The 25,730-nt window shown below is 56.4% G+C and carries 23 protein-coding genes; 8 read left to right on the forward strand and 15 right to left on the reverse strand.

What is annotated here, in order from left to right; translation table 11 throughout:
* Positions 1-10 precede the first annotated feature (10 nt).
* The 11 genes from ACQG22_RS03930 to thpR all read right to left on the reverse strand — a co-directional run bounded on the left by ACQG22_RS03930 (position 11) and on the right by thpR (position 8,754).
* Complete coding sequence (locus ACQG22_RS03930; protein ID WP_013095625.1) at positions 11-748, reverse strand: fimbrial chaperone; 738 nt, start codon at positions 746-748, stop codon at positions 11-13.
* Between the two features lie 62 nt (positions 749-810).
* Positions 811-1,398, reverse strand: a complete 588-nt coding sequence (locus ACQG22_RS03935) for a fimbrial protein (RefSeq protein ID WP_013095626.1) — start codon at positions 1,396-1,398, stop codon at positions 811-813.
* A 395-nt stretch (positions 1,399-1,793) separates the two neighbouring features.
* The gene (panD, locus tag ACQG22_RS03940) at positions 1,794-2,174 is read right to left on the reverse strand and encodes an aspartate 1-decarboxylase (RefSeq protein WP_003856284.1); all 381 of its coding nucleotides are present in this window, start codon (positions 2,172-2,174) and stop codon (positions 1,794-1,796) included.
* Positions 2,175-2,230: 56 nt separating this feature from the next.
* Entirely contained in the window at positions 2,231-3,082 is an 852-nt protein-coding gene (gene panC / locus ACQG22_RS03945; RefSeq protein ID WP_013095627.1) for a pantoate--beta-alanine ligase, read from the reverse strand.
* An 11-nt stretch (positions 3,083-3,093) separates the two neighbouring features.
* On the reverse strand, positions 3,094-3,885 hold the full coding sequence (gene panB / locus ACQG22_RS03950; RefSeq protein ID WP_013095628.1) for a 3-methyl-2-oxobutanoate hydroxymethyltransferase: 792 nt from the start codon (positions 3,883-3,885) through the stop codon (positions 3,094-3,096).
* A gap of 122 nt (positions 3,886-4,007) precedes the next feature.
* On the reverse strand, positions 4,008-4,487 hold the full coding sequence (gene folK, locus ACQG22_RS03955) for a 2-amino-4-hydroxy-6-hydroxymethyldihydropteridine diphosphokinase (RefSeq protein WP_013095629.1): 480 nt from the start codon (positions 4,485-4,487) through the stop codon (positions 4,008-4,010).
* Positions 4,484-5,881: a polynucleotide adenylyltransferase PcnB gene (pcnB, locus tag ACQG22_RS03960; protein ID WP_072193776.1), complete on the reverse strand. Its 1,398-nt coding sequence runs from the start codon at positions 5,879-5,881 to the stop codon at positions 4,484-4,486. The genes folK and pcnB overlap by 4 nt, the downstream gene beginning before the upstream one ends.
* 42 nt (positions 5,882-5,923) lie before the next feature.
* Positions 5,924-6,814, reverse strand: coding sequence for a tRNA glutamyl-Q(34) synthetase GluQRS (gene gluQRS / locus ACQG22_RS03965; RefSeq protein ID WP_029883633.1), 891 nt, complete (start codon positions 6,812-6,814; stop codon positions 5,924-5,926).
* A gap of 59 nt (positions 6,815-6,873) precedes the next feature.
* Entirely contained in the window at positions 6,874-7,329 is a 456-nt protein-coding gene (gene dksA / locus ACQG22_RS03970; protein ID WP_013095632.1) for an RNA polymerase-binding protein DksA, read from the reverse strand.
* Between the two features lie 176 nt (positions 7,330-7,505).
* Positions 7,506-8,210: a DNA/RNA nuclease SfsA gene (gene sfsA, locus ACQG22_RS03975; RefSeq protein ID WP_013095633.1), complete on the reverse strand. Its 705-nt coding sequence runs from the start codon at positions 8,208-8,210 to the stop codon at positions 7,506-7,508.
* Positions 8,200-8,754, reverse strand: a complete 555-nt coding sequence (thpR, locus tag ACQG22_RS03980) for an RNA 2',3'-cyclic phosphodiesterase (RefSeq protein ID WP_369706558.1) — start codon at positions 8,752-8,754, stop codon at positions 8,200-8,202. Before thpR ends, sfsA begins: the two co-directional genes overlap by 11 nt.
* Positions 8,755-8,827: 73 nt before the next feature.
* Here thpR and hrpB point away from each other — a divergent pair, with 73 nt between their 5' ends.
* From hrpB to fhuB, 6 genes are all read left to right on the forward strand, one after another.
* Positions 8,828-11,257: an ATP-dependent helicase HrpB gene (gene hrpB, locus ACQG22_RS03985; protein ID WP_369706557.1), complete on the forward strand. Its 2,430-nt coding sequence runs from the start codon at positions 8,828-8,830 to the stop codon at positions 11,255-11,257.
* Between the two features lie 143 nt (positions 11,258-11,400).
* Positions 11,401-13,926, forward strand: coding sequence for a bifunctional glycosyl transferase/transpeptidase (gene mrcB / locus ACQG22_RS03990; RefSeq protein WP_013095636.1), 2,526 nt, complete (start codon positions 11,401-11,403; stop codon positions 13,924-13,926).
* 231 nt (positions 13,927-14,157) lie between these two features.
* The gene (fhuA, locus tag ACQG22_RS03995) at positions 14,158-16,368 is read left to right on the forward strand and encodes a ferrichrome porin FhuA (RefSeq protein ID WP_038981238.1); all 2,211 of its coding nucleotides are present in this window, start codon (positions 14,158-14,160) and stop codon (positions 16,366-16,368) included.
* A 50-nt stretch (positions 16,369-16,418) separates the two neighbouring features.
* Entirely contained in the window at positions 16,419-17,216 is a 798-nt protein-coding gene (gene fhuC / locus ACQG22_RS04000; RefSeq protein ID WP_023620747.1) for a Fe3+-hydroxamate ABC transporter ATP-binding protein FhuC, read from the forward strand.
* Entirely contained in the window at positions 17,216-18,106 is an 891-nt protein-coding gene (gene fhuD, locus ACQG22_RS04005) for a Fe(3+)-hydroxamate ABC transporter substrate-binding protein FhuD (protein ID WP_013095639.1), read from the forward strand. Before fhuC ends, fhuD begins: the two co-directional genes overlap by 1 nt.
* Positions 18,103-20,085 carry a Fe(3+)-hydroxamate ABC transporter permease FhuB gene (fhuB, locus tag ACQG22_RS04010; protein WP_045902568.1) on the forward strand — a complete coding sequence of 661 codons (1,983 nt, stop codon included), beginning with the start codon at positions 18,103-18,105 and terminating at the stop codon, positions 20,083-20,085. The genes fhuD and fhuB overlap by 4 nt, the downstream gene beginning before the upstream one ends.
* Positions 20,086-20,179: 94 nt before the next feature.
* On the opposite strand, the gene hemL is transcribed toward fhuB, so the two are convergent.
* Positions 20,180-21,460, reverse strand: a complete 1,281-nt coding sequence (hemL, locus tag ACQG22_RS04015; protein ID WP_038981245.1) for a glutamate-1-semialdehyde 2,1-aminomutase — start codon at positions 21,458-21,460, stop codon at positions 20,180-20,182.
* 177 nt (positions 21,461-21,637) lie between these two features.
* Between hemL and clcA the strand changes: the two genes are divergently transcribed.
* Together clcA and erpA are read left to right on the forward strand one after the other, a co-directional pair.
* Positions 21,638-23,038, forward strand: a complete 1,401-nt coding sequence (clcA, locus tag ACQG22_RS04020; protein WP_369706572.1) for a H(+)/Cl(-) exchange transporter ClcA — start codon at positions 21,638-21,640, stop codon at positions 23,036-23,038.
* Positions 23,039-23,123: 85 nt separating this feature from the next.
* Positions 23,124-23,468, forward strand: a complete 345-nt coding sequence (gene erpA / locus ACQG22_RS04025) for an iron-sulfur cluster insertion protein ErpA (protein WP_013095643.1) — start codon at positions 23,124-23,126, stop codon at positions 23,466-23,468.
* Between the two features lie 93 nt (positions 23,469-23,561).
* Here erpA and ACQG22_RS04030 read toward each other — a convergent pair whose 3' ends face one another.
* From ACQG22_RS04030 to mtnN, 3 genes are read right to left on the reverse strand one after another with little or no spacing between them, the layout of a single operon-like run.
* On the reverse strand, positions 23,562-24,185 hold the full coding sequence (locus ACQG22_RS04030; RefSeq protein WP_013095644.1) for a TRIC cation channel family protein: 624 nt from the start codon (positions 24,183-24,185) through the stop codon (positions 23,562-23,564).
* Between the two features lie 27 nt (positions 24,186-24,212).
* The gene (gene btuF / locus ACQG22_RS04035; protein ID WP_023620756.1) at positions 24,213-25,013 is read right to left on the reverse strand and encodes a vitamin B12 ABC transporter substrate-binding protein BtuF; all 801 of its coding nucleotides are present in this window, start codon (positions 25,011-25,013) and stop codon (positions 24,213-24,215) included.
* A complete protein-coding gene (gene mtnN, locus ACQG22_RS04040) occupies positions 25,006-25,704 on the reverse strand; it encodes a 5'-methylthioadenosine/S-adenosylhomocysteine nucleosidase (protein ID WP_013095646.1) in 699 nt (232 codons plus the stop codon). The genes btuF and mtnN overlap by 8 nt, the downstream gene beginning before the upstream one ends.
* Positions 25,705-25,730: the final 26 nt, after the last annotated feature.

Consider the following 25,730-nt stretch of genomic DNA (forward strand, 5'->3'; position numbering starts at 1 on the left):
TGACAGGGAATCAATGCGGTATAGACTCATACTTATCAATTCCACCGAAATCATTAATGGCTTGCCAGGTTATTTTGCTATTTCCAGATGAGGTGTAATTTTTCACATTCATCGTCTGGCTTGAGAACGGTTCAATATAATGCGTTTCGATCTCGTAACTTTTACCGCCTGAAATAAGCGCCGCACTTGCCAGCGACACATAATAAGGCGAGTCATTTTTCGCACTTAAAACGATTTTTTGCCCTTGTCGGGTTTGGGACCACTTAAGATTTTTGGCCGCGTCTGTCGGTTCCCCTTTTAACCCAGTGGGACGGAAAAAGAGTTTAATGCGGGTGCGGAAAGCAAGCTGAAGCATACTTTGGTTATCGCTCTCCTTAGCCTTCGGCGGAACTTCCAGAACGTTAAACCAGAACAGCGATTCTTTATCTTTTGGCAATGCCTGACCCAGCCAGGTGATTCTGACGGTTTGCCCTTTTTGCGGTTCAACACGCGAAACGGGCGGCGTCACAATAAAAGGCAGTTTCAGCTCCTGAGGGTTAGTGGTATCCCTTCCATCATCGAGCCAGGTCTGTACCAGCAGAGGCCGGGTGCCACGGTTATCCATTGACACCGTTACGTCTTTTGCCGATTCAGGATAAATGACACGGGTGCCGGAAATCACAATATCTGCACTGGCGTTAAGAGCAAACACGCTCATCGAGGCCAGCAGCAGGGCTTTTAGTCCGCTCTTAATATTCAGTACGTACATGTAAACTCTCAATAAATACGCAAAAATGTGCCCAACAGGGCACATTAACGGGAGGGATAAAATTATTCGTAGCTCATGGTGAAGTACGCGTTGGCGCTGACTTTACCTGACTGCACTGGGTTCGTGTCTTTCACCCAGTTGGAACCCGGAACGTATGCAACGCGATAGAACAGCTTGCCGGAACCGGCGGTGAGATTGGCTTTCTGCGTATTATTAGCAGGCTGGCCGACCATAATACGAGAAGATTCGGTAGGGGCATTATTATACAAGGCAAGTGCAACGTTGGTTGCTGAGCCTGCTACGTTGGCGTCAGGTTCAATAGTACCGTTTGCAATGGCACCCATATTTTTTGACATAAAGCTTGCTGAAGCAGTCTTTAATGTTCCTGGGCAGTTGGTGAGCAGCAGTTCAAAATTCTTAGAGCCGACACCGGTATCGACGGTGGTTGATTCAACATCAGATTTTTTAACAACTGGTAAGGTAATAGTAATATTATTTTGTGATTCACCATTGGCGGTGGAAATATTACACGTTGTGTCTGTTACCGCACCGTCAAATGTGATTAAACCGATATCGGTGTCTGCTATTGCTGAAAAAGAACCCATTGCAAACAAAGTTACAGCTGAAGCTAATAACGTTTTTTTTAACATAATTTAAATTCCATTTAAAAACATTGTACAGATTTAATTTAAGCAAAATGATGATAGGGATCTATGAATGGGTTGGGTATTTAAAATTGCTAAAAGCCATTATTAGAAAAATTGAATATTTGATAAGTTATTGAAAATGATCTTTAAATTTGTTTTGAATGAACGGAGAGAGACGATTTTTATTGCGGCCAAATTATATTGCATTGTTTAGATTATAAATGGCAAAGATCATTCCTTTAATTATATCATTCAGAATAATGTTTTTTTTAAACCAAGAGAAACGCTGAGAGAGGAGAAAATAGGGGAAATAAATAGAGGAGAGGCTATGTATACAAAAAAAGGATGTTTTCTTTACCTTTGAGGAGCGGAACCTGAAGGCTCCGCTCCTGGCGGCATCAGGCAACCTGTACCGGAATCGCCTTTGCGGTGCGTTTCATCTCGTTGTCGCCTTCAAAATAGGCGACTTTAGGCTGCCAGCGGCGCGCCTCTTCGTCGGACATCATGACGAAGCTCGCGATGATGACAATATCCCCTACGTCAGCACAGTGCGCGGCGGCACCGTTAACGGAGATGATCTTAGACCCACGCTCTGCGGCAATCGCGTAGGTGGAGAAGCGTTTGCCGTTGTTCACGTTCCAGATATCAATCGCTTCGTTTTCAAGAATACCCGCCGCGTCGAGAAAATCCTGATCGATCGCGCAGGAGCCTTCATAGTGCAGGTCGGCCTGCGTGACTTTCACACGGTGAAGCTTACCTTGCAGCATTTTGCGAATCATTACGTGTACCTTTAATCATGCGTTAACCCCTCCTGTAAGAGGGGAGGGTAAGAAGGTTATGCCAGTTCAACCACTTTGTTGTCGATAAGGCGCGCCTGGCCGAGCCATGCAGCCACCAGAATAACCGCGCGCTTGCTGGCGTCGGTTAACTCAAGCAGCGTGTCAGCATCACGGATTTGAATATCGTCAGCGCGGAAGCCTTTATCGTTCAGCGCTTGTTCAGCCAGGGCCACGATCTCTTCAGCGGTCAACTCTTTCGCCGACAGTTGCTCTGCCATGGTATTCATGACTTTGCTTAATCCTGGGGCAATCTTACGCTGGTCAGCGGTCAGATAGCCGTTACGGGAGCTGAGCGCCAGACCGTCTTTGGCACGTACAATCGGCACGCCCACGATCTCGATATCATAACCCATGTCGGCAACCATCTTACGGATCAGAGCCAGCTGCTGGAAATCTTTCTCACCAAAGCAGGCAACGTCCGGCTGCACCAGGTTGAACAGCTTGCTGACGATAGTGGATACGCCGCGGAAGTGGCCTGGACGGCTGGCCCCTTCGAGCATGGTCGAAATGCCCGGGACATCAACGTACGTGGACTCTTCCGTACCCTGAGGGTAGACATCTGCAGGTGCCGGCGCAAAGACGAAGTCCGCATGGCGCTTTTTCAGTTTCTCGCAATCTTCCTGCAGCGTACGAGGATAGCGCGCCAGGTCGTCCGCGCGGTCAAACTGCATCGGATTAACGAAGATACTGACCACCACGATATCTGCACGGGCTTTCGCTTCGTCGACCAGTTTCATATGGCCGTCATGCAGGTTACCCATGGTCGGGACCAGTGCGATACGTTTACCTTCCTGTCGTGCACGGCGAATATGCTGGCGAAGCAGCGGCAGGGTTTCAATGATTAGCACAACAAGACTCCTTAATGGAAACTGTGTTCTTCACCCGGGTAAACACCGGATTCGACGTCGGCAATATACTGCCTGACCGCGGCGCGCATGTCGCCCGCTTCAGTAAGGAAATTTTTGGCGAATTTCGGGATATGGCCGCCGGTGATGCCAAAGGCGTCGTGCATCACCAGAATCTGACCGTCGGTCACGTTGCCAGCCCCAATCCCGATGACCGGAATAGACAGCGCGTCGGTGATGCGTTTTGCCAGCTCAACCGGTACACATTCCAGCACCAGCAGCTGTGCGCCTGCCGCTTCCAGCGCGAGGGCATCGTCAAACAGCGCCTGCGCGGCATCACCGCGGCCCTGCACCTTGTAACCGCCAAAGATATTGACGGACTGTGGTGTGAGGCCCAAATGTCCGCACACCGGCACGGCGCGTTCGGTGAGCATTCTTACCGTCTCCACCAGCCAGGCGCCGCCTTCGATTTTGACCATATTAGCACCTGCGCGCATCACGGCCGCCGCATTGTCGAAAGCCTGCTCCGGCGTGGCGTAGGCCATAAACGGCAGATCGGAAAGCAGAAGGCAGGCAGGTGCACCACGGCGCACGGCTCGGGTGTGGTAAGCAATATCCTCGACCGTGACCGGCAGGGTAGAGTCATGTCCTTGTACCGTCATCCCTAACGAATCCCCGACCAGCATGACGTTGATCCCCTCTTCGGCAAACAGTTTGGCGAAGCTGTAGTCATATGCGGTGATGGTGGCGAAGCGTCTCTTTTCCTGTTTGCATTTCTGCAGTAAGGAGATGGTGGTTGGTTTCATACTGTTTCCTGATAACCCAAAGCGAATCTTTGCGCATTCTAACAGTAACATTCGAGGGAACAATGATTTTAGGTCGTCTATTAGCCACAATTATTTTGTGGCTAATGCGCGGGGGCACAAGCTTACCAGCGAGCGGGTTTTTCTGCGTGGAGGTTGTCCAGGATCTCCCTGAGCGGGATGCCGTCCGGGAAGGTGAGATCGGGGGCGACTTCAAACAGCGGCCAGAGCATAAATCCGCGATTTTTCATGTCGTAATGCGGCACCGTCAGGCGTGAAGTGTTAATCACCTCGTTGCCAAACAGCATGATGTCGAGGTCAAGGGTACGTGGCCCCCAGCGCTCTGCTTTACGCACGCGACCCTGTTGCAGCTCAATGCGCTGGGTGTTATCCAGCAACGTTTCGGCATCCAGCGCGGTGTCCAGCACCACGGCGGCATTCAGGTAATCAGGCTGATCCTGCGGGCCGAGCGGCGGTGTACGGTAAAACGAGGAGACTGCCACAATGCGGCTCTGGGGGATCTCACCCAGCGCCTGAACGGCAGCATTAACCTGCTCCAGAGGAGAGGCAAGATTGCTGCCGATAGCGATATACGCGAGGGTCATGCCGTGCCTTCGCGACGCGGTGCGCGCTTGCGCGGACGACGGTGACGACGACGCGGCGCCGGCTCTTCATCAAGGCCAGTGAGCATGTCTTTCTGCTCCGGCGGTGCGGAGACCTGGAACTCGGCCCACCACTGCGCCAGACGCTGCAGCTCCTGGTTGCGTTCAATTTCAGCACGCAGAGAGAGCAGATCAAAGGCCGCGCGGAACTTAGGATGCTCCATCAGCTTCCAGGCGCGTTTGCCCTGACGACGGGACATACGCAGCTGAAGCTGCCAGATATCGCGCACCAGCGTGGTAATACGTTTCGGAATGGCCAGCGTACGGCAGCCTTCGTCCAGTACGTCGTTTGCCGCCAGGGCAAAAGCGTCATAATAGGCGAGGCCGCTTTCCTGGGTAATGCGCTGAGCCGTTTCCAGCAGCGGATACCAGAACATCGCCGCAAACAGGAACGCCGGGTTCACGCGCATATCGTTGCGGATACGGGTGTCGGTATTCTTCAGCACCTGCGCAATCATGCGTTCCATTGGGCTGTCACCATTTTCGGTGAAGTAGCGGGTAATGGACGGGAATAAAGGCTGGAAAAGGTTGTATTCGCGCAGCAGGTTATAGGTGGCAAATCCGTGACCGGCTTGCAGCAGTTTGAGCGCTTCTTCGAACAGGCGGGCTGGCGGTACGTCATTGATAAGCGTCGCCAGACGCGGGATCGGCTCTGCCGTCTCCGGGCTGATGCGCATATCCAGCTTGGCGGCGAAACGCACGGCCCGCAGCATACGCACCGGATCTTCGCGATACCGGGTTTCCGGCGTGCCGATCAGGCGAATCAGGCCCTCTTTCAGATCCTGCATGCCGCCGACGTAATCACGCACGGTGAAATCCGCCACGCTGTAGTAAAGGCTGTTGATGGTGAAATCGCGACGCTGGGCATCTTCTTCGATCGAACCGAAGATGTTGTCGCGCAGCAGCATACCGTTCTGGCCACGCTGGGAAGTTGTGCGATCGGATGCGCCCGCTTCGTGGTGACCACGGAACGTCGCCACCTCAATAATTTCCGGCCCAAACATGACGTGTGCCAGACGGAAACGGCGGCCAACGAGACGGCAATTGCGGAATAATTTACGCACCTGTTCGGGCGTGGCGCTGGTCGTCACGTCGAAATCTTTGGGTTTTTTGCCCAGCAGTAAATCACGTACTCCACCGCCAACGAGATAGGCCTCGTAGCCCGCTTTATTCAGACGATAGAGCACCTTGAGGGCATTTTCACTGATATCTTTGCGGGAAATATTGTGCTGCTCACGCGGGATAACCGACATCTGTGGTTGCGCAATAGCGTCATTCGCCATGCTCTCTTCGCGGCTTAGCACTTTACGGCAAAAATTAGCGACTCGGGTAAAAATGGTACACCTCGTAGTGTGTTTTGTTATGAAAAAAGCGGCTAATCATAGCTCAGCGCAACGCATTTGAGAATGCTGGATTTTTGGCACGCTCGTGAGCGACCAGGTGGCAACGGCCTGTTTCAGCAATTCGTCAATGGAAAGATCCTGCCATTCGTTGGTTACATTCTGGTTGAGAAATCGTAACGCGTCGATCAAAACGGGGCGCGGATCGCCCTCTGGCAGGGCGGGGGCGTGGTTTTGCTTCGACAGCTTATCGCCCCGCTCGTTGACGGCCAGCGGCAGATGAATGTAATCCGGTGCCGTCCAGCCAAACTGGTGATACAACGCTATTTGCCGCACCGTAGGTTCAACCAGATCGGCTCCGCGCACAATTTCGGTGACGCCCTGAAAGTGGTCATCCACCACCACCGCCAGGTTATAGGCAAACAGCCCGTCACGGCGGTGGATAATAAAATCTTCCCGTGCCAGCCGTTCATCCGCATGAATGTCGCCAGAGAGCAGGTCGTTAAAGTGGAGCACAGGGGCACGCTGGATCAGGCGAACGGCGGCGTTTTCCGGGCCGTGGTTGAGCGTGCGGCAGTGGCCGTCATAGACGCCCCCCACGCTCTGTATGCGGGCGCGGGTACAGGTGCAGTTATATGAGAGCCCTTGCTCAGCGAGCCAGGCCAGACGTTCCCGGTAGGCGTCGTGACGTGTTGATTGCCAGACAACTTCGCCGTCCCAGTGAAGACCGTAATGTTCCAGCTGACGCAGAATGGTGTCTGCTGCACCGGGAACTTCACGTGGAGGATCAATATCTTCAATGCGGACGAGCCATTTACCCAGGCGTGCGCGAGCCTGCAGGTAGCTGCCGAGAGCGGCAATTAACGAGCCGAAATGTAATTCACCGGAGGGGGATGGCGCGAAGCGCCCGATATAGTGAGATTCAGACATATCAACAGTAATAAGGCGGGAGAGACTCCCGCCTTTGGAGTGGGTAAACAGGACCGGGATTAACCCGCCATCTGTTTTTCGCGGATTTCTGCCAGCGTTTTACAGTCGATGCACAGATCGGCGGTCGGACGCGCTTCCAGGCGACGAATGCCAATTTCAACACCACAGGATTCGCAGTAGCCAAAATCTTCGTCCTCGACCTTCTTCAGCGTTTTTTCGATCTTTTTGATCAGTTTGCGCTCGCGGTCACGGTTACGCAGTTCAAGGCTGAACTCTTCTTCCTGAGCGGCACGGTCTACCGGATCCGGGAAGTTAGCCGCTTCATCCTGCATATGACTAACGGTGCGATCGACTTCATCCCTGAGTTGATTACGCCATGCTTCAAGAATACGCTTGAAGTGCGACAGCTGGGCTTCATTCATATACTCTTCGCCCGGTTTCTCTTGATACGGCTCCACCCCAGCGATGGCGAGAATACTCAGGGACGATGTTTTACGGTTTTGCCCTTCTTGCATGTTGCTTCTCCTTAACACGCACTATCGATCCCCGTGTTGGGGGAAAAATCAGGTCGCTATAAATAGCAGATGCTTTTCCGTATGGCAATTATCTAAACGTAACACTTGACAAGCCTGTGAGGAAAAGCGTATTTGCGCACGCGGCCAGAACACTTATTCATCAATCGTCTATTCCCTTATAAGACAATGGGAAGAGAGGATCTCAGAGTCATATTATCGGCAGAAAGTTCCGCTTTATAAGCCAAAACCTCTACCCCCTGCTTTTGTGCCTCATTCAACAATTGCGCGTATTTGAGATCAATATGGCGGGCTGGAGAAAACCGTTCAATGGCTGAGTGCAAAACCGCAAACAGCAGTACGGCGCGTTTGCCCGCCGCCGCAACACTCATCAGCTCCCGCAGATGCTTTTGTCCCCGTAGCGTGACTGCATCCGGGAAATAGCCATTTTCCTGATCCGCTAACGTGACTGATTTGACTTCAATATAGCACTCGGGACGGTCTTCCGCCTGTAACATAAAGTCAATTCTGCTGCCTTCATCGCCATATTTCACTTCAGATTTATGGGTGCCATAACCCACCAGTTCGGGAAGGGTTCCGTTCGTCAGAGCCTCCTTAACTAATTGATTCGCGCGCAGGGTGTTAACGCAAATAAAAGCCCCTTGTTGGGTTTGCGTCATTTCCCAGGTGTGAGGATATTTGCGTTTAGTATTTTCTGAAGTGGAATACCAGACCGTGTCACCCGGTGTCGCACATCCCGTCATTGCCCCGGTGTTGGGGCAGTGCAGCGTTAACGGCTCCCCTTCTGGGGTGACGACATCAGCGAGAAAACGCTTGTAGCGTTGAATAAGCGTGGCGTGTTGCAGTGCAGGACTAAACTTCATCAGAATTCCTTAGGGTATCGCCCAGCGTCCAGCGCTGGAGCGGCGTATAGCGGGTGCGTCCTTGTGAAAAAACAGATTCGTACAGCGCGAAAGAGGTCACCGGAAAGGCCCAGTAAAAGCCCGGTGGCGGGATAGCAACGGCCTGACCGGCATCGCGCAGTAGCGTAATGTGAGGATGAAACGGCTGCGGACTCTGGTAACAGCCGCTACGTGCCGCCTGGGCGCGCAGCATATTCGCAAGCTGTAATAATCCGCGCGGCGGCTGGCGCGTGCCCAGCCAGACGACGCGGGAGCGGAGCCACTGCCCCGCATCGTCAAGGGTCAGCGTAAATCCCGGCTGGGAAATCCGACTGGCCATCGCCGCCAGGGCGCGCTGTTTCTCGCCGCTGACGTCGCCCAGAAAAGCCAGCGTCAGGTGGAGGTTTGCCGCAGCAACCGGGCGGCCCGCTTCGGGCGGGAAGTGTTCGGCGCGCCAGCGAACAATTTGCCGTTGGATCGGCACGGGCAGCTCAATGGCGAAAAACAGTCGTTTCGACTCAGACATACAGGGGACTCGGTAATGATATGCGCCGATGCTACAATGTACGCCGACTAATGTTAACCCTCTGGAGCTGTTAGTGTCCTCATTGCCGGTCGCCGTCGTCCTTCCTGAACTGCTCGCTGCCTTGCAGGATGCCCCGCAGGTTTTACTTAACGCCCCTACGGGTGCCGGTAAATCCACCTGGCTACCGCTGCACATTCTCAACGCAGGCATTATCAGCGGGAAGATTATCCTGCTGGAGCCGCGCAGGCTGGCCGCGCGCAACGTGGCGCAGCGCCTGGCGGAACTGCTGAATGAAAAACCGGGCGAGACGGTAGGCTACCGTATGCGCGCCGAAACCTGCGTCGGCCCGTCCACGCGGCTTGAAGTGGTGACCGAAGGGATCCTCACCCGTATGCTGCAAAACGATCCGGAACTGTCCGGCATCGGGCTGGTGATTCTGGATGAGTTCCACGAGCGCAGCCTGCAGGCGGATCTGGCGCTGGCGCTGTTGCTGGACGTCCAGCTGGGGTTACGGGACGATCTCCGACTGCTCATCATGTCGGCCACGCTGGATAATGAGCGTCTACAGCAGACGTTACCGGATGCGCCGGTCATCACCTCCGAAGGGCGCGCGTTTCCGGTTGAACGCCGCTATCAGCCGCTTCCTGCCCATCAGCGTTTCGATGAAGCGGTGGCGATCGCCACGGCTGACTTGCTTCGTCAGGAATCCGGTTCGCTGCTGCTGTTTTTGCCGGGCGTTGGCGAAATCCAGCGGGTGCAGGAGCAGCTTGCCGCCCGCGTGGGCAGCGACGTAATACTTTGCCCGCTCTACGGCGCACTGTCGTTGAGTGACCAGCGCAAGGCCATCCTTCCCGCACCGACGGGGCAGCGTAAAGTGGTACTGGCCACCAATATTGCCGAAACCAGTCTGACCATTGAAGGCATTCGCCTGGTGGTGGACAGCGCCCAGGAGAGGGTGGCCAGTTTTGACCCGCGCACCGGGCTGACAAAGCTGCTGACGCAACGCATCAGCCAGGCGTCGATGGTTCAGCGAGCTGGCCGTGCCGGGCGTCTTGAGCCGGGCATCTGTTTACATCTCATCAGTGCAGAACAGGCCGAACGCGCGGCTGTGCAGAGCACGCCGGAAATTTTACAAAGCGATCTTTCGGGGCTGATCATGGAACTGTTGCAGTGGGGCTGCCCCGATCCCGCGCAGTTAACCTGGCTCAATGCGCCTCCCGCGGTAAACCTGGCGGCGGCGCGCGCGTTGCTGACCCAGCTCGGGGCGCTGGACGGCGAAAGGCTATCATCACGTGGACAGAAAATGGCCGCGCTGGGTAACGATCCCCGGCTGGCCGCGATGCTGGTGGCCGCTCAGGGGGATGATGAAATTGCCACGGCGGCGAAACTGGCGGCTATCCTTGAGGAGCCGCCTCGTGGTGCAAATTGCGATCTGGCGCAGGCCTTTTCACGTAATCAGGGGAACTGGCAGCAGCGCGCGCAGCAGCTCTGTAAACGGCTTAACAGCCGTGGTGGTACGCCGGACGCTGACAGCATTGCGCCTCTCCTGGCGCAGGCATTTGCCGACAGGATTGCGCGTCGTCGCGGGCTGGATGGACGCTACCAGCTTGCAAACGGCATGGGGGCTATGCTGGACAGCGATGACGCCCTGACGCGCCATGAATGGCTAATTGCGCCACTCTTGCTGCAGGGTAGCCACTCGCCCGATGCCCGAATTTTGCAGGCCGTGGCTGTGGATATCGATGCCCTCACGCGCGCATGTCCGCAGTTGCTTCAGCAGTCCGACATCGTCGAGTGGGATGATGCGCAGGGTACCCTGAAGGCATTTCGTCGTAGCCAGATAGGTAAACTGACGCTGGGGACGAAGCCGCTGGCAAAGCCATCGGAAGAGGAGTTGCACCAGGCGATGCTGAACGGTATCCGGGAAAAAGGACTAGGTGTTCTGAACTGGACCCCGGAGGCCGAGCAGTACCGTATTCGTCTGCACTGTGCCGCGCGCTGGTTGCCCGAGTATGCCTGGCCGGCGGTGGATGATGACTCGTTACTTGCATCGCTGGAAACCTGGCTCCTGCCGCAAATGAGCGGTGTACACTCGCTGCGGGCGTTAAAAGCGCTTGATGTTAAGGTCGCGTTACAGAATTTACTCGACTGGTCGTTACGTCAACGTCTGGATAGTGAACTGCCAGGGCATTACACTGTGCCGACCGGCAGCCGGATTGCCATTCGTTATCACGAGGATAATCCACCGGCGCTGGCGGTACGGATGCAGGAGATGTTTGGCGAGGCGACCACGCCATCCATTGCCGAAGGGCGCGTGCCCGTGGTGCTTGAGCTGTTGTCACCTGCGCATCGCCCGCTGCAGATTACCCGCGATCTGGGCGCATTCTGGGCGGGGAGCTACCGTGAAGTGCAAAAAGAGATGAAAGGGCGTTATCCCAAACATGTCTGGCCGGACGATCCGGCGAATACGGCACCGACACGGCGGACGAAGAAATATTCGTAAAGGGGAGTGCGGCCTGATGCCCTCACCCCGACCCTCTCCCACAGGGAGAGGGAGAAAAGCAATTTTGAGAGATTTCTTCTTTCACAGGTCAGTGGAAGAAATGAGAATCGGGCCTTTGCGCCTGAACGTTGCGGAGAAAAAGCATGGCGGGGAATGACCGCGAGCCAATTGGGCGTAAGGGAAAACCAACGCGTCCGGCCAAAGAAAAGGTGAGCCGTCGTCGCCTCAGAGATGAGGACTATGACGATGACTATGAAGACGATTATGAGGATGAAGAACCGATGCCGCGTAAAGGAAAAGGCAAAGGGCGTAAGCCTCGGGGTAAACGCGGCTGGTTCTGGCTGCTGCTGAAGCTGTTCATTGTTTTTGTTGTACTGATGGCGATCTACGGCGTTTATCTGGATCAGAAGATCCGCAGCCGTATCGACGGAAAAGTCTGGCAATTGCCGGCGGCAGTGTATGGCCGCATGGTAAACCTTGAGCCTGACATGTCGATCAGTAAGAACGAGATGGTGAAACTGCTGGAGGCCACCCAGTATCGTCAGGTGTCGAAAATGACGCGTCCTGGCGAATTTACCGTGCAGGCGAAAAGCATTGAGATGATCCGTCGTCCGTTCGATTTCCCGGACAGCAAAGAGGGGCAGGTGCGTGCGCGTCTGACTTTTGACGGCGATCGTCTGGAAACCATCGAGAACATGGATAACAACCGCCAGTTCGGTTTCTTCCGTCTCGATCCGCGTCTTATCACCATGCTCTCTTCGGCGAATGGTGAACAGCGTCTGTTCGTCGCCCGTAACGGTTTCCCGGACCTGCTGGTGGACACGCTGCTGGCAACCGAAGACCGTCACTTCTATGAGCACGATGGTATCAGCCTCTACTCCATTGGTCGTGCGGTGCTGGCCAACCTGACGGCGGGCCGTACGGTACAGGGGGCAAGTACGCTTACCCAGCAGCTGGTGAAGAACCTGTTCCTCTCCAGCGAGCGCTCTTACTGGCGTAAAGCCAACGAAGCGTACATGGCCGTGCTGATGGATGCGCGTTACAGCAAGGATCGTATCCTTGAGCTGTATATGAACGAGGTCTATCTCGGTCAGAGCGGTGATAACGAAATCCGCGGTTTCCCGCTGGCGAGCCTGTACTACTTTGGCCGTCCGGTGGAAGAGCTGAGCCTGGACCAGCAGGCCCTGCTGGTGGGCATGGTGAAAGGGGCGTCCATCTATAACCCGTGGCGTAACCCGAAACTGGCGCTGGAGCGTCGTAACCTCGTGTTGCGTCTGCTGCAACAACAGCAGGTGATTGACCAGGAGCTGTACGACATGCTGAGCGCACGTCCGCTTGGCGTGCAGCCGCGCGGCGGTGTGATTTCGCCTCAGCCTGCGTTTATGCAGCTGGTGCGTCAGGAGCTGCAGAGCAAGCTCGGTGATAAAGTGAAAGATCTCTCCGGCGTGAAGATCTTTACCACCTTTGACTCCGTGGCGCAGGATGCGGCAGAAAAAGCGGCCGTTGAGGGCATTCCGGCGCTGAAGAAACAGCGTAAGCTGAGCGATCTGGAAACCGCGATGGTGGTGGTTGACCGTAACACGGGTGAAGTCCGTGCGATGGTGGGCGGGGCTGAGCCGCAGTTTGCAGGTTACAACCGTGCTATGCAGGCGCGTCGTTCGATCGGTTCACTGGCGAAACCCGCAACCTATCTCACTGCCCTGAGCCAGCCAAATCTGTATCGCCTGAATACCTGGATTGCAGACGCGCCGATCTCACTGCGTCAGCCTAACGGCCAGGTCTGGTCACCGCAGAACGATGATAAACAGTTCAGCGGCCAGGTAATGCTGGTGGATGCGTTGACCCGCTCCATGAACGTTCCGACGGTAAACCTTGGGATGGCACTGGGTCTGCCTGCGATAGTTGATACCTGGCAGAAGCTGGGCGTCGCTAAAGATCAGCTGCACCCTGTGCCAGCCATGATCCTGGGGGCGTTAAACCTGACGCCAATCGAAGTGGCACAGGCGTTCCAGACCATTGCCAGCGGTGGTAACCGTGCACCGCTGTCAGCCCTGCGCTCGGTGATTGCCGAAGATGGCTCCGTGCTGTATCAGAGCTTCCCGCAGGCGGAACGCGCCGTTCCGGCGCAGGCAGCCTACATGACGCTGTGGACGATGCAGCAGGTTGTGCAGCGTGGTACCGGCCGTCAGCTGGGGGCGAAGTATCCGGGCCTGCATCTGGCGGGCAAAACCGGGACGACCAACAACAACGTCGATACCTGGTTTGCCGGTATCGATGGTCGTGAAGTGGTGATCACCTGGGTGGGCCGCGACAACAACCAGCCAACCAAACTGTATGGTGCGAGCGGGGCGATGTCGATTTACCAGCGTTATCTGGCGAATCAGTCTCCGGTGCCGCTAAACCTGGTTGCGCCGGAGGATATCGTGGATATGGGCGTGGACAGTTCCGGAAACTTTGTCTGTGGCGGCGGTATGCGTACCTTGCCTGTCTGGACAACGAACCCGGATTCCCTGTGCCAGCAGAGCCAGCCAGAGCAGCCGACGGGCAACCCGTTCGACCAGTCTTCTCAGCCTCAGCAGCCGCAGCAACAACAGCCGCAGCAGCAGAACGAGAAGAAAGACAGCGACGGTGTCGCGGGCTGGATTAGAGATATGTTCGGCGGTAACTAACCGTTCAAGGTCCCCCCGAAAGGGGGGATTTTTTTACCCGTTTTCCCCATTTTATTAACCCTCGTTTTAATTCTGATTAACCCTTCGTTTTCTCCTGGTTATTTCTTAAACCCTTAATTCTCGTAGGGCCGCTTCCTGCTTGCTATGCAGCCAACGTTTCGCCTATTATGCTGCGGTCATAATAATAATTCTCGTTTACGTTATCATTCACTTTTCTATCAGAGATACACCATGGCGCTTTCCAATACTGCTCAGCCAATTAACACGTCGCTGCGTAAAATCGCAGTAGTCGTAGCCACAGCGGTTGCCGGCATGTCTGCTTATACCCATGCTGCCGAAACCCCGAAAAAAGAAGAAACCATCACTGTCACTGCCGCTCCGGCTGCACAGGAAAGTGCCTGGGGGCCTGCACCAACGATTGCGGCGAAACGTACCGCAACGGCAACCAAGACCGATACACCTATAGAAAAGACGCCGCAGTCGATTTCCGTCGTCACGCGTGAAGAAATTGACATGAAGCAGCCGGGAACGGTGAAGCAAGCGCTGGCTTATACGCCGAGCGTTTTTGCCACCCGCGGCGCCTCAACGACATATGATGTGGTGTCGATTCGTGGTTTCACCACTTCCAGCACCGTGAATACCAACCAGTATCTCGATGGGATGAAGCTGCAGGGCGATAACTATTCTGAAGCGTCCATGGATCCGTACTTCCTTGAGCGCGTGGAGCTGCTGCGTGGCCCAACATCTGTACTGTACGGCAAAAGCCATCCGGGCGGTGTTGTGAGCATGGTCAGCAAGCGACCGACCACTGAGCCGCTGAAAGAAATTCAGTTCAAGATGGGCACCGATAACCTGTGGCAGACCGGGTTTGATTTCAGCGATGCAATTGATGATGACGGCGTGTGGTCATACCGCCTGACCGGTCTGGGCCGTAGTGAAAATGCGCAGCAGGAGATGGCCAAATCCACCCGCTATGCCATTGCACCGGCTTTCAGCTGGCGTCCTGACGATAAAACCGATTTCACTTTCCTGAGTAACTTCCAGAGCGATCCGGATGCGGGCTATTACGGCTGGCTGCCGCGGGAAGGTACCGTTGTGCCTTACTATGATGCCAACGGTAAAGCGCACAAGCTGCCGACCAATTTCAACGAAGGGGAAGAGGATAATAAGATCGCCCGTCGCCAGAAAATGGTGGGATACAGCTTCTCGCATGCGTTTGATGACACCTTTACCCTGCGTCAAAACCTGCGCTACACCAAAATCAACACGCTGTATCGTTCCGTCTACGGCAACGGCTATATTGCCCCGGCGCAAATCAGCCGCGCGTATGTACGTTCAGACGAAGATCTCAACTCGTTCACCGTGGATACTCAGCTCCAGTCAAAATTCGCGACCGGCGCTGTGGATCATACCCTCTTAACCGGGGTCGATTACCTTCGTATGCGTAATGACATCAACGCAGACTACGGTACTGCCGATCCGATCAGCATGACAAAGCCTGCGTACGGCAATCCGAACGTCGATGTTTACTACCTGTACAAAGTGCTTAATCGTCAGGAACAAACTGGTCTGTACGCTCAGGATCAGGCTGAGTGGGATAAGTGGGTACTGACAATGGGTGGTCGCTATGATTTTGCGAAAACCTCTGCGCTGACCCGTACTACCGGTACTACCGCGGAAATTAACGATCAGGCATTCACCTGGCGTGGCGGGATTAACTACCTGTTCGACAACGGTATCACGCCGTACTTCAGCTATAGCGAATCATTCGAACCGATTTCGGGTACCACTCAGGGCGGAAAACCGTTCGATCCGGCACGCGGCAAGCAGTATGAAGCCGGTGTGAAATACGTACCGAAAGATCTGCCTGTTGTGGTCACGGCAGCGGTGTATCAGCTGACCAAAAACAATAATCTGACGGCCGATCCGGCCAACCCGACCAGCGGCTTCAGCGTACAAGGGGGCGAAATTCGTTCCCGTGGTGTTGAGCTGGAAGCGAAAGCGGCCGTATCAGCCAATGTGAACGTGACGGCCTCGTACAGCTTCACCGATGCGAAATACACTCACGATACCTGGTTTGAAGGCCGCCGCCCGGCGGAAGTGCCACGTAACATGGCCTCTCTGTGGGCGGATTACACCTTCCACGAGACGGCACTGAGCGGTCTGACGCTGGGGGCGGGTGCGCGCTATATCGGCAACACCGTTTCCTACTACTCCTCAACGTCTCCGAAAGCCTACGAATCGTTTAACGTCGCGGGTTACGCGCTGGCGGACGCGACGGTGAAATACGATCTGGCGCGTTTTGGGCTGCCAGGCTCTTCAGTTGGCGTTAACGTGAACAATATCTTTGACCGCGAGTACGTTTCCAGCTGCTATAGCGAATACGCATGCTACTGGGGAGCAGGACGTCAGGTTGTGGCTACCGCGACCTTCCGCTTCTAATCTCTCTTCGGGCACGGTTCGCCGTGCCCTTTTTATTTAAGTTGGCTGATATGCAGGATAATAAAACGCAATCCGATACCACCTTTACGCTCAATCAACTCTCCTTTCGTGTTCCCGGGCGCACCTTGCTGCATCCGCTCTCGTTGACGTTCCCCGCAGGTAAAGTTACCGGCTTGATTGGTCACAATGGTTCCGGTAAATCGACGTTACTTAAAATGCTGGGCCGTCATCAGCCGCCTTCTGAAGGGGATATTTTGCTGGACGAACAGCCTCTGGAGAGCTGGAGCAGTAAAGCCTTTGCGCGCAAAGTCGCCTATCTGCCGCAGCAATTGCCTCAGGCAGAAGGGATGACGGTGCGTGAGCTGGTGGCAATCGGGCGTTATCCGTGGCATGGCGCACTCGGGCGCTTCGGTGTCGCCGACAGAGAGAAAGTGGAAGAGGCGATTGCGCTGGTGGGATTAAAGCCGCTGGCGCACCGTCTGGTCGACAGCCTTTCCGGGGGCGAACGTCAGCGCGCGTGGATTGCGATGCTGGTCGCGCAGGACAGCCGCTGCCTGCTGCTCGACGAACCCACTTCCGCACTGGATATCGCTCATCAGGTTGATGTTCTCGCGCTGGTTCATCGCCTGAGCCAGCAGCGTGGCCTGACGGTTATTGCGGTGCTGCACGATATCAACATGGCGGCGCGCTACTGCGATTATCTTGTCGCCCTTCGCGGCGGGGAGATGATTGCCGAGGGTTCGCCGTCTGAACTGATGCGGAGCGAAACGCTGGAACACATCTACGGTATTCCTATGGGGATCCTGCCTCATCCAGGCGGGGCTGCTCCGGTGAGCTTTGTTTACTGATGCTGAATTCTACCTTGTTGAGCCGCCGTCGCCTGCTGACGGCCATGGCACTTTCACCGCTGCTGTTAAAGATGAACCTCGCGCGGGCTGCTGCCGTCGATCCACACCGTATTGTGGCGCTGGAGTGGCTGCCTGTTGAACTGATGATGGCGCTGGGCGTCACGCCGTATGGCGTGGCCGATATTCCCAACTACCGGCTGTGGGTGAACGAGCCGGCGCTACCCGATTCGGTCATTGATATTGGTCTGCGAACAGAGCCTAATCTTGAGCTGCTGACGCAGATGAAGCCGTCATTTCTGTTCTGGTCCGCGGGTTATGGCCCGTCAGAAGAGACAATGGCGCGTATTGCCCCTGGGCGGGGGTTCTCCTTCAGTGACGGTAAAAAACCGCTGACGATGGCGAAAAACTCCATCAACGAGATGGCGCATTTCCTCAACCGTGAGGCGGAAGCCAAACAACATTTCGCTGAGTTTGATGCTCTGATTGACGCCCTGAAGCCGCGTTTTGCCCATCGCGGAGACCGTCCGCTGCTGATGGTGACGCTGCTGGATGCGCGCCATATGCTGGTCTTCGGCAAAAACTGTCTGTTCCAGGAAGTGCTCGATAGCTTTGGCATTCCTAATGCCTGGGAAGGGGAGATGACCTTCTGGGGCAGCACCGCCGTCGGTATCGACCGTCTGGCGGCGTTCCGCGATGTGGACGTGCTGTGCTTCGATCACGGCAACGAGCGTGAAATGCAGGCGCTGATGGCGACACCGTTGTGGCAGGCGATGCCGTTCGTGCGTGAGCAACGCTTTACGCGTGCACCGGCGGTCTGGTTCTACGGCGCGACGCTGTCGGCCATGCACTTCGCCCGGGTGCTGGATAACGCGCTGGGGGGAAAAGCATGAGTACGCGTATTGCCCGTTTCCCGGCGCTGTTGCTGGCTCTGATTTTCCTGACCGCGCTGGCTTTGACCTGGTTTAACCTCTCGACCGCCTTACCGCGCGGGCAGTGGAGCGCGGCCCTGGCTGCGCCGGATATCGATAATATTCAGCAAATGCTGTTCCACTACAGCCTGCTGCCGCGTCTGGCGATTTCGCTGCTGGTCGGGGCCGGGTTAGGGCTGGTGGGCGTCCTGTTCCAGCAGGTTTTGCGTAACCCGCTGGCCGAGCCTACAACGCTTGGCGTCGCGACAGGTGCCCAGCTTGGGATCACGGTGACCACGCTGTGGGCACTGCCTGGGGCGTTAACCTCGCAGTTTGCCGCGCTTGCGGGCGCGTGCGTGGTAGGCGCGCTGGTCTTCGGCGTGGCGTGGGGGAAACGCCTCTCGCCAGTGACGCTGATCCTCGCAGGGCTGGTGGTGAGCCTCTACTGTGGGGCAATCAACCAGCTGCTGGTGCTGTTTCATCACGATCAGCTGCAAAGCATGTTCCTGTGGAGTACCGGCACGCTGACCCAGACCGACTGGAGTAGTGTGCAGCGCCTGTGGCCGCAGCTTGTTGGCGGCGCCATGTTGACGCTGCTGCTGTTACGTCCGCTGACGCTGATGGGGCTGGATGACGGCGTAGCCCGTAATCTGGGGCTGGCGCTCTCCCTGGCGCGTCTGGCGGCGCTGACGCTGGCGATTGTCCTCAGCGCATTGCTGGTTAATGCGGTTGGGATTATCGGCTTTATCGGGCTGTTTGCCCCGCTGCTGGCAAAAATGCTCGGTGCGCGTCGCCTGCTGGCGCGACTGCTGCTGGCCCCGCTAATTGGAGCGCTGATCCTCTGGCTTTCCGATCAAATCATTCTCTGGCTGGCGCGTGTCTGGATGGAAGTCTCTACCGGGTCGGTAACGGCACTGGTTGGCGCGCCGCTGTTGCTGTGGCTGTTGCCACGTCTGCGCAGCATGAGCGCTCCCGCGATGGACGCGGGGGATAAAGTTTATGCCGAGCGTCAGTCGGTGCTGTGGTTCAGCCTCGCCGGGCTGGCGGTGCTGATTATCGTCTCGTTTGTGGCGCTTGCTTTCGGGCGCGATGCGACGGGCTGGCACTGGGCAACGGGCGATTTGCTCCAGGAACTGCTGCAGTGGCGCTGGCCGCGGATCCTCTCGGCGTTGATTGCCGGGGTGATGCTGGCGGTCGCGGGCTGTATTATCCAGCGCCTGACCGGCAACCCGATGGCCAGCCCGGAAGTGCTGGGTATCAGTTCGGGAGCCGCGTTTGGCGTGGTGCTGATGCTGTTCCTTGTGCCGGGAAATGCCTTTGGCTGGCTGATGCCTGCCGGAAGCATCGGGGCGGCGGTGACGCTGATGATCATTCTGATTGCGTCAGGCCGCGGCGGGTTTTCGCCTCACCGGATGCTGCTGGCCGGGATGGCGCTCAGCACCGCCTTTACCATGCTGCTGATGATGTTGCAGGCGAGCGGCGATCCGCGGATGGCGAAGATCCTGACCTGGATCTCCGGCTCAACGTACAACGCCACCGGCAGTCAGGTGGTGCATTCCGGGATCGTGATGATCGTGCTGCTGGCGATTGTGCCCCTGTGCCGCCGCTGGATGACGATCCTGCCGCTGGGGGGCGAAACCGCACGTGCGGTCGGCATGGCGTTAACGCCAACGCGCGTCGCGCTGTTACTGCTGGCGGCGTGCCTGACGGCCACGGCCACCATGACCATTGGTCCACTGAGTTTTGTTGGGTTGATGGCGCCGCATATCGCCAGAATGATGGGATTCCGTCGGACGATGCCGCATATCGTGATGTCTGCCCTGACGGGCGGGGTGATGCTGGTGGTGGCGGACTGGTGCGGAAGAATGGTGCTGTTCCCGTATCAGATCCCGGCGGGTTTGCTGTCGACCTTTATCGGCGCGCCGTATTTTATTTATCTGTTGAGAAAGCAGAGTCGGTAATAAAAGTAAACGTCAATCCTAAGATTGACGTTTTAGGGTTTGCTCCCTCTCCCGGTGGGAGAGGGACGGGGTGAGGGCATCACGCCGCACGTGCTTACAACTTCGCAAACACCTTACGCGCCGCGTCGATGGTGTTATTGATATCCTCTTCGCTGTGCGCCACGGACATAAAGCCAGCTTCAAAAGCAGACGGCGCCAGGTAGACGCCTTCTTCCAGCATCAGGTGGAAGAAACGCTTGAAGCGTTCAACGTCGCACTTCACCACGTCCTGATAGCTTGTCACGGTTTGGGCTTCCGTGAAGAAGATCCCGAACATCCCGCCCACGTGGTTTACCACCAGCGGAATACCCGCCTCTTCAGCCGCTTCCAGCAGACCATTTGCCAGCTGCGTCGTGCGCTCAGTCAGGGTTTCGTGAATGCCCGGCTGGGAGACTTCTGTCAGGCAGGCGAAGCCCGCCGCCATGGCAATCGGGTTACCGGAGAGCGTACCCGCCTGGTAAACCGGCCCTGTTGGTGCCAGGGCTTCCATCACATCCTTGCGCCCCCCGAATGCACCCACCGGCATACCGCCGCCGATGATTTTGCCGAGACAGGTCAGATCCGGCTCTACGCCGTAATAAGACTGGGCACCCGCGAGCGCGACGCGGAAACCGGTCATCACTTCGTCGATAATCAGCAGCGCGCCAAATTCATCGCACAGGGCACGCAGGCCTGGCAGGAAATCGGGCTGCGGTGGAATGCAGTTCATGTTGCCTGCAACCGGTTCAACGATGATGCAGGCGATCTCCTGTGGATACTGCTCGAATGCCGCACGGACGGTGTTCAGATCGTTATAGGTGCAGGTCAGAGTGTGTTTCGCGAAATCAGCCGGTACGCCTGGGGAGTTTGGCTGGCCAAGGGTCAGTGCGCCGGAACCCGCTTTCACCAGCAGGCAGTCCGCATGGCCGTGGTAGCAGCCTTCAAACTTGATGATTTTGTCACGACCGGTAAAGCCGCGCGCCAGACGAATAGCGCTCATGGTGGCTTCGGTACCGGAGTTCACCATACGCACCATGTCCATGGTTGGCACCAGCTCGGTCACCAGCTCCGCCATTTTGACTTCCATCTCGGTAGGCGCGCCGAAGCTCAGGCCGCGCTGGGCCGCTTCAATCACCGCATTGCGGATGGCAGGGTGGTTATGACCCAGCACCATCGGGCCCCAGGAGCCGACGTAATCGATATAGGCCTTGCCGTCGACATCAAACAGGTACGCGCCATCAGCACGTTCAATAAACAGCGGCGTTCCGCCTACGCCGGTAAAGGCGCGAACAGGCGAGTTCACGCCGCCCGGGATAAGCTCGCGGGCTGCACTGTAGAGGTTTTCAGACTTGCTCATGGCGTCGTTCCTGGTTCGTATAAAATGATTAAGCACACTATTCTAAGTGATCCGCGGAAGGTAATGAAATTTTTGCCCCCTTTCATTGCTAAACAATTTTTAAGTATTTTTCACGGGACGACCTGATGCACTCTGGTAAAATCCCTGCGGCGATTTGTATGACGAAAAGACATGGTAATGAAAGCAGACTCTCCCTCTTTTGAAGAACAACAGTTCCGACGCGCGCAACACCGGATCAGCATCCGGCGCTTGCTTAACCGCGATAAGACACCGCTGGCCATTTTACTGGCCGCCGCTGTAGTCGGTACGCTCGCCGGGCTGGCGGGCGTCGCCTTTGAAAAGGCAGTCAATGCGGTGCTGAACTGGCGTATTGGTACGGTGGCCGGTTTCGCCGACAAAGGATGGCTGGTCTGGGTCTGGGCGTTCGGGTTGTCCGCGCTATTTGCCATGGTGGGTTACTTTCTGGTGCGTAAATTTGCGCCGGAAGCGGGCGGTTCCGGGATCCCTGAAATCGAAGGCGCGCTGGAAGAGCTGCGCCCGGTGCGCTGGTGGCGCGTCATCCCGGTGAAGTTTATCGGCGGCATGGGAACGCTTGGTGCGGGTATGGTACTGGGCCGAGAGGGGCCAACCGTGCAGTTGGGCGGGAACGTCGGGCGCATGGTGGGGGATCTGTTCCGGATGCGCAGCGCGGAAGCGCGCCATACGCTGCTGGCGACAGGTGCCGCAGCGGGGCTTTCGGCGGCGTTTAACGCGCCGCTGGCGGGGATCCTGTTTATCATCGAAGAGATGCGCGCCCAGTTCCGTTACAACCTTATCTCGATCAAAGCGGTCTTTACCGGTGTGATCATGTCGAGCATTGTGTTTCGCATTTTCAATGGCGAAAGCCCGGTGATCGAAGTGGGCAAACTGACCAATGCGCCGGTCAACACGCTGTGGCTGTACCTGATCCTCGGCATGATATTCGGCATTGTCGGCCCGCTGTTTAACACTTTTATTCTGCGTATGCAGGATATGTTCCAGCGCATCCACGGCGGGAATACCACGAAGTGGGTGTTGATGGGCGGTCTGCTGGGCGGCCTGTGCGGCGTGCTGGGGTTCATTGAACCGAACGCGGCGGGGGGCGGGTTCGGGCTGATCCCGATTGCAGCTGCGGGCAACTTCAGCGTGGGTCTGCTTCTGTTTATGTTTATTTCTCGCGTCATCACGACGGTGCTCTGTTTTTCCTCCGGTGCGCCTGGCGGTATCTTTGCTCCGATGCTGGCGCTGGGAACGCTGCTTGGTACTGCCTTTGGCATGGCCGCTGAGGTCGGTTTTCCGGCATACAATCTGGATGCGGGTACCTTTGCCGTTGCCGGGATGGGAGCGCTGCTGGCGGCCTCCCTGCGCGCGCCGCTCACCGGCATCGTGCTGGTGCTGGAGATGACGGATAATTACCAGCTCATTTTGCCAATGATCATTACCTGTCTCGGCGCGACACTATTAGCCCAATTCCTGGGTGGAAAACCGCTATACTCCACCATTCTTGCACGCACCCTGGCGAAGCAGGAGGCAGAACGGGCCGCAATGCAGAATACTTGAATGAATTACCAGGGTATTAGATAATGACAAAAAGAATTGGGTGAATTTTACCCAATTGCAGTAGCAGTATTCATGGGAGCATAAGATGAGTGATGACGTAGCGTTGCCGCTGGAGTTTACCGAAGCAGCAGCCAACAAAGTGAAAACCCTGATTGCCGACGAAGACAATCCGGATCTGAAACTGCGTGTCTATATTACCGGTGGCGGCTGCAGCGGCTTCCAGTATGGTTTTACCTTTGACGACCAGGTTAACGACGGCGATATGACTATCGAGAAACAGGGCGTCGCGCTGGTGGTTGACCCGATGAGCCTGCAATATCTGGTGGGCGGTTCGGTAGATTACACAGAAGGTCTGGAAGGTTCACGCTTTGTGGTGACGAACCCAAATGCCACCAGCACCTGCGGGTGTGGGTCTTCGTTCAGTATTTAAGCGGGGGCGGGCTGATGCCCTCACACCGGCCCTCTCCCACCGGGAGAGGGAGAAAAGATTAAAAACGGTAACCTTGCGGTTACCGTTTTGCGTTTATCTTCCATTCTCATCCAGCGCGAACGTCGGCAATTTAAGGTGCCAGCGTATCGCCGCCAGACGTATCGCCAGCGTCACCACCATTCCCAGCATGGCTGAGTTTTCCAGCGGTATCGCAAAGGTATAGTACGCCGTGGCGTGTACAATCCCGCCAATAATGCAGGCCGTAGCATAGATTTCGGTACGCAGGATCATCGGCACTTCTCGTGCCAGAATATCGCGAATAATCCCGCCGCCTACGCCAGTCAGCACGCCCATGCAGATGGCAACCATGGGCCCTGTACCCGCATTAAAGGCTTTATTCACCCCAATGCCGACAAACACAGCCAGCCCGACGGCATCCAGCACCGGGAGGATCCATTTTGGTAAGCGGCGGGGCTGGCGAACCAGCACGATGGTTAACAGGCAGGTGACCATCGCCACCACCAGATCGGTGGGATCTTTCACCCAAAATACCGGGCCATTATCCAGCGCCATATCGCGGATCGTTCCACCGCCTACGGCGGTCACCACGCCAAGCACCAGCACGCCAAACGGATCCATGCGCAGCTTTCCGGCGAGCAGGACGCCGGAGATAGCAAAAACGGCTGTGCCAAGAATATCCAGCCAATAAACGAGCATCGTTAAATCCTCGAAGGGGGTCTTATGTTAATGACTCTCGGCCAGTGCGGCACAGAGTTGTTTTGCGGCGAGGATAATACGCGGGCTGGCGCGTTCAAACCAGTCGCTGGTGAGAGGGATCACCGGAATTTTTAGCTGGCTTTGCCAGAATTGTTCAATTTTAGGAATCTCGCTCGCATTTCCGACCACAACGATCGCCTGTGGTCGGCGAGCAAGAACCTGTTCCCGGCTGACCTGAGGCCACGGTATCCGGCTGGCCGCAAAGATATTTTCTCCGCCGCACACTTCCAGGACCTGATTCTGAATGGAGCCTTTCCCGGTGGTGAACAGCGGCTGGCTGCCAAACTGCAGAAAGATGCGCTTTTTAACGGGGGTATCGTATTTTGCTTTGAGTGCCGCATAGTCGCTGAGCAGTTGTTTTGCCGCATCCTCGGCTTTGGCCGGGGTTGGGCTGTAGGGCGCCAGAGCGCGTAACGCCTGCGCGACCTGCTCAATGCTCACGGCATCCACCCACATGACCTTGATCCCAAGCGACGTCAGCTGATTAACCTGCCGCTCTGCATTGCCGCCACGCCAGGCGAGCACGAGATCGGGCTTAAGCGCCACGATGCGCTCAAGGTTCATCCCTTGCCATGTTGCGACCTGTTCAATATGCGCGGCCTGCGGTGGGTAATTGGAAAAGCTGCTTACACCAACGGGGGTGATACCGGCGGCAAACGCCAGTTCGGTGTTAGCGGGGGAGAGGGTAATCACACGCGGCGCGGCGCAGAGCCAGGCCGGTGCGAGCAGAAGCAGGGCGACCAGCGCCCTGATGGCATGTTTAGCCACGAGCCAGTTTCTGCACAAGGCTCTCCACCATCACGGTGGACTGTTTTGCCGCGACAACCAGGAATTCGTCGAAGCTGATATGAGACTGCTGATCGGCCACGTCAGAGATGGCGCGGACCACCACGAACGGGACGTTGAAATTATGGCAAACGTGGGCAATAGCGGTCGCTTCCATCTCAACGGCGATAGCCTGCGGGAAGTTGTGACGGATTTTTGCCAGGCCGACGGAGCCATTGATGAAGGCATCACCGCTCACAATCAGGCCGCGTACGGCGTTGAGGTTCAGCTCAGCAATGCACTCTTCTGCCGCCGCAACCAGCTTATCGTCGGCCTTAAAGCCGGCCGGGCAACCTGGAAGCTGACCGTATTCGTAGCCGAATGCGGTAACGTCTGCGTCGTGGTAACGCGCTTCATCGGAGACGACGATATCACCCACTTTCAGGGTCGGTGCCAGACCGCCCGCAGAGCCGGTGTTAACGATCACGTCTGGTTTGCAGCGCTCAAGCAACAGCGTTGCGCCCAGCGCAGCAGCAACCTTACCGATGCCTGATTTCAGCAGAGCCACGTCAACACCGTTCAGTTGACCGGTATAGATCTCACAACCCCCCAGAGAGAGAGTCTGACGGTTCTCAATTTTGTCACGCAGCAGCGTAACTTCTTCTTCCATTGCACCAATAATGCCGATTTTCATAGATTTACTCGCGATGTGCCTTGTTA

This window comes from Enterobacter cloacae complex sp. 309I3, from assembly GCF_050031595.1.
In the GTDB taxonomy this organism is placed as follows: Bacteria; Pseudomonadota; Gammaproteobacteria; order Enterobacterales; family Enterobacteriaceae; genus Enterobacter; species Enterobacter cloacae.

Coding starts and splice junctions, on each gene's coding strand:
- ACQG22_RS03930 (WP_013095625.1), bottom strand. CDS start 748: ATGTACGTACTGAATATTAAGAGCGGACTAAAAGCCCTGCTGCTGGCC.
- gluQRS (WP_029883633.1), bottom strand. CDS start 6,814: ATGTCTGAATCTCACTATATCGGGCGCTTCGCGCCATCCCCCTCCGGT.
- erpA (WP_013095643.1), top strand. CDS start 23,124: ATGAGTGATGACGTAGCGTTGCCGCTGGAGTTTACCGAAGCAGCAGCC.
- hemL (WP_038981245.1), bottom strand. CDS start 21,460: ATGAGCAAGTCTGAAAACCTCTACAGTGCAGCCCGCGAGCTTATCCCG.
- fhuA (WP_038981238.1), top strand. CDS start 14,158: ATGGCGCTTTCCAATACTGCTCAGCCAATTAACACGTCGCTGCGTAAA.
- folK (WP_013095629.1), bottom strand. CDS start 4,487: ATGACCCTCGCGTATATCGCTATCGGCAGCAATCTTGCCTCTCCTCTG.
- ACQG22_RS03935 (WP_013095626.1), bottom strand. CDS start 1,398: ATGTTAAAAAAAACGTTATTAGCTTCAGCTGTAACTTTGTTTGCAATG.
- clcA (WP_369706572.1), top strand. CDS start 21,638: ATGAAAGCAGACTCTCCCTCTTTTGAAGAACAACAGTTCCGACGCGCG.
- fhuB (WP_045902568.1), top strand. CDS start 18,103: ATGAGTACGCGTATTGCCCGTTTCCCGGCGCTGTTGCTGGCTCTGATT.
- thpR (WP_369706558.1), bottom strand. CDS start 8,754: ATGTCTGAGTCGAAACGACTGTTTTTCGCCATTGAGCTGCCCGTGCCG.
- panB (WP_013095628.1), bottom strand. CDS start 3,885: ATGAAACCAACCACCATCTCCTTACTGCAGAAATGCAAACAGGAAAAG.
- sfsA (WP_013095633.1), bottom strand. CDS start 8,210: ATGAAGTTTAGTCCTGCACTGCAACACGCCACGCTTATTCAACGCTAC.
- mtnN (WP_013095646.1), bottom strand. CDS start 25,704: ATGAAAATCGGCATTATTGGTGCAATGGAAGAAGAAGTTACGCTGCTG.
- ACQG22_RS04030 (WP_013095644.1), bottom strand. CDS start 24,185: ATGCTCGTTTATTGGCTGGATATTCTTGGCACAGCCGTTTTTGCTATC.
- panD (WP_003856284.1), bottom strand. CDS start 2,174: ATGATTCGCAAAATGCTGCAAGGTAAGCTTCACCGTGTGAAAGTCACG.
- mrcB (WP_013095636.1), top strand. CDS start 11,401: ATGGCGGGGAATGACCGCGAGCCAATTGGGCGTAAGGGAAAACCAACG.
- dksA (WP_013095632.1), bottom strand. CDS start 7,329: ATGCAAGAAGGGCAAAACCGTAAAACATCGTCCCTGAGTATTCTCGCC.
- fhuD (WP_013095639.1), top strand. CDS start 17,216: ATGCTGAATTCTACCTTGTTGAGCCGCCGTCGCCTGCTGACGGCCATG.
- fhuC (WP_023620747.1), top strand. CDS start 16,419: ATGCAGGATAATAAAACGCAATCCGATACCACCTTTACGCTCAATCAA.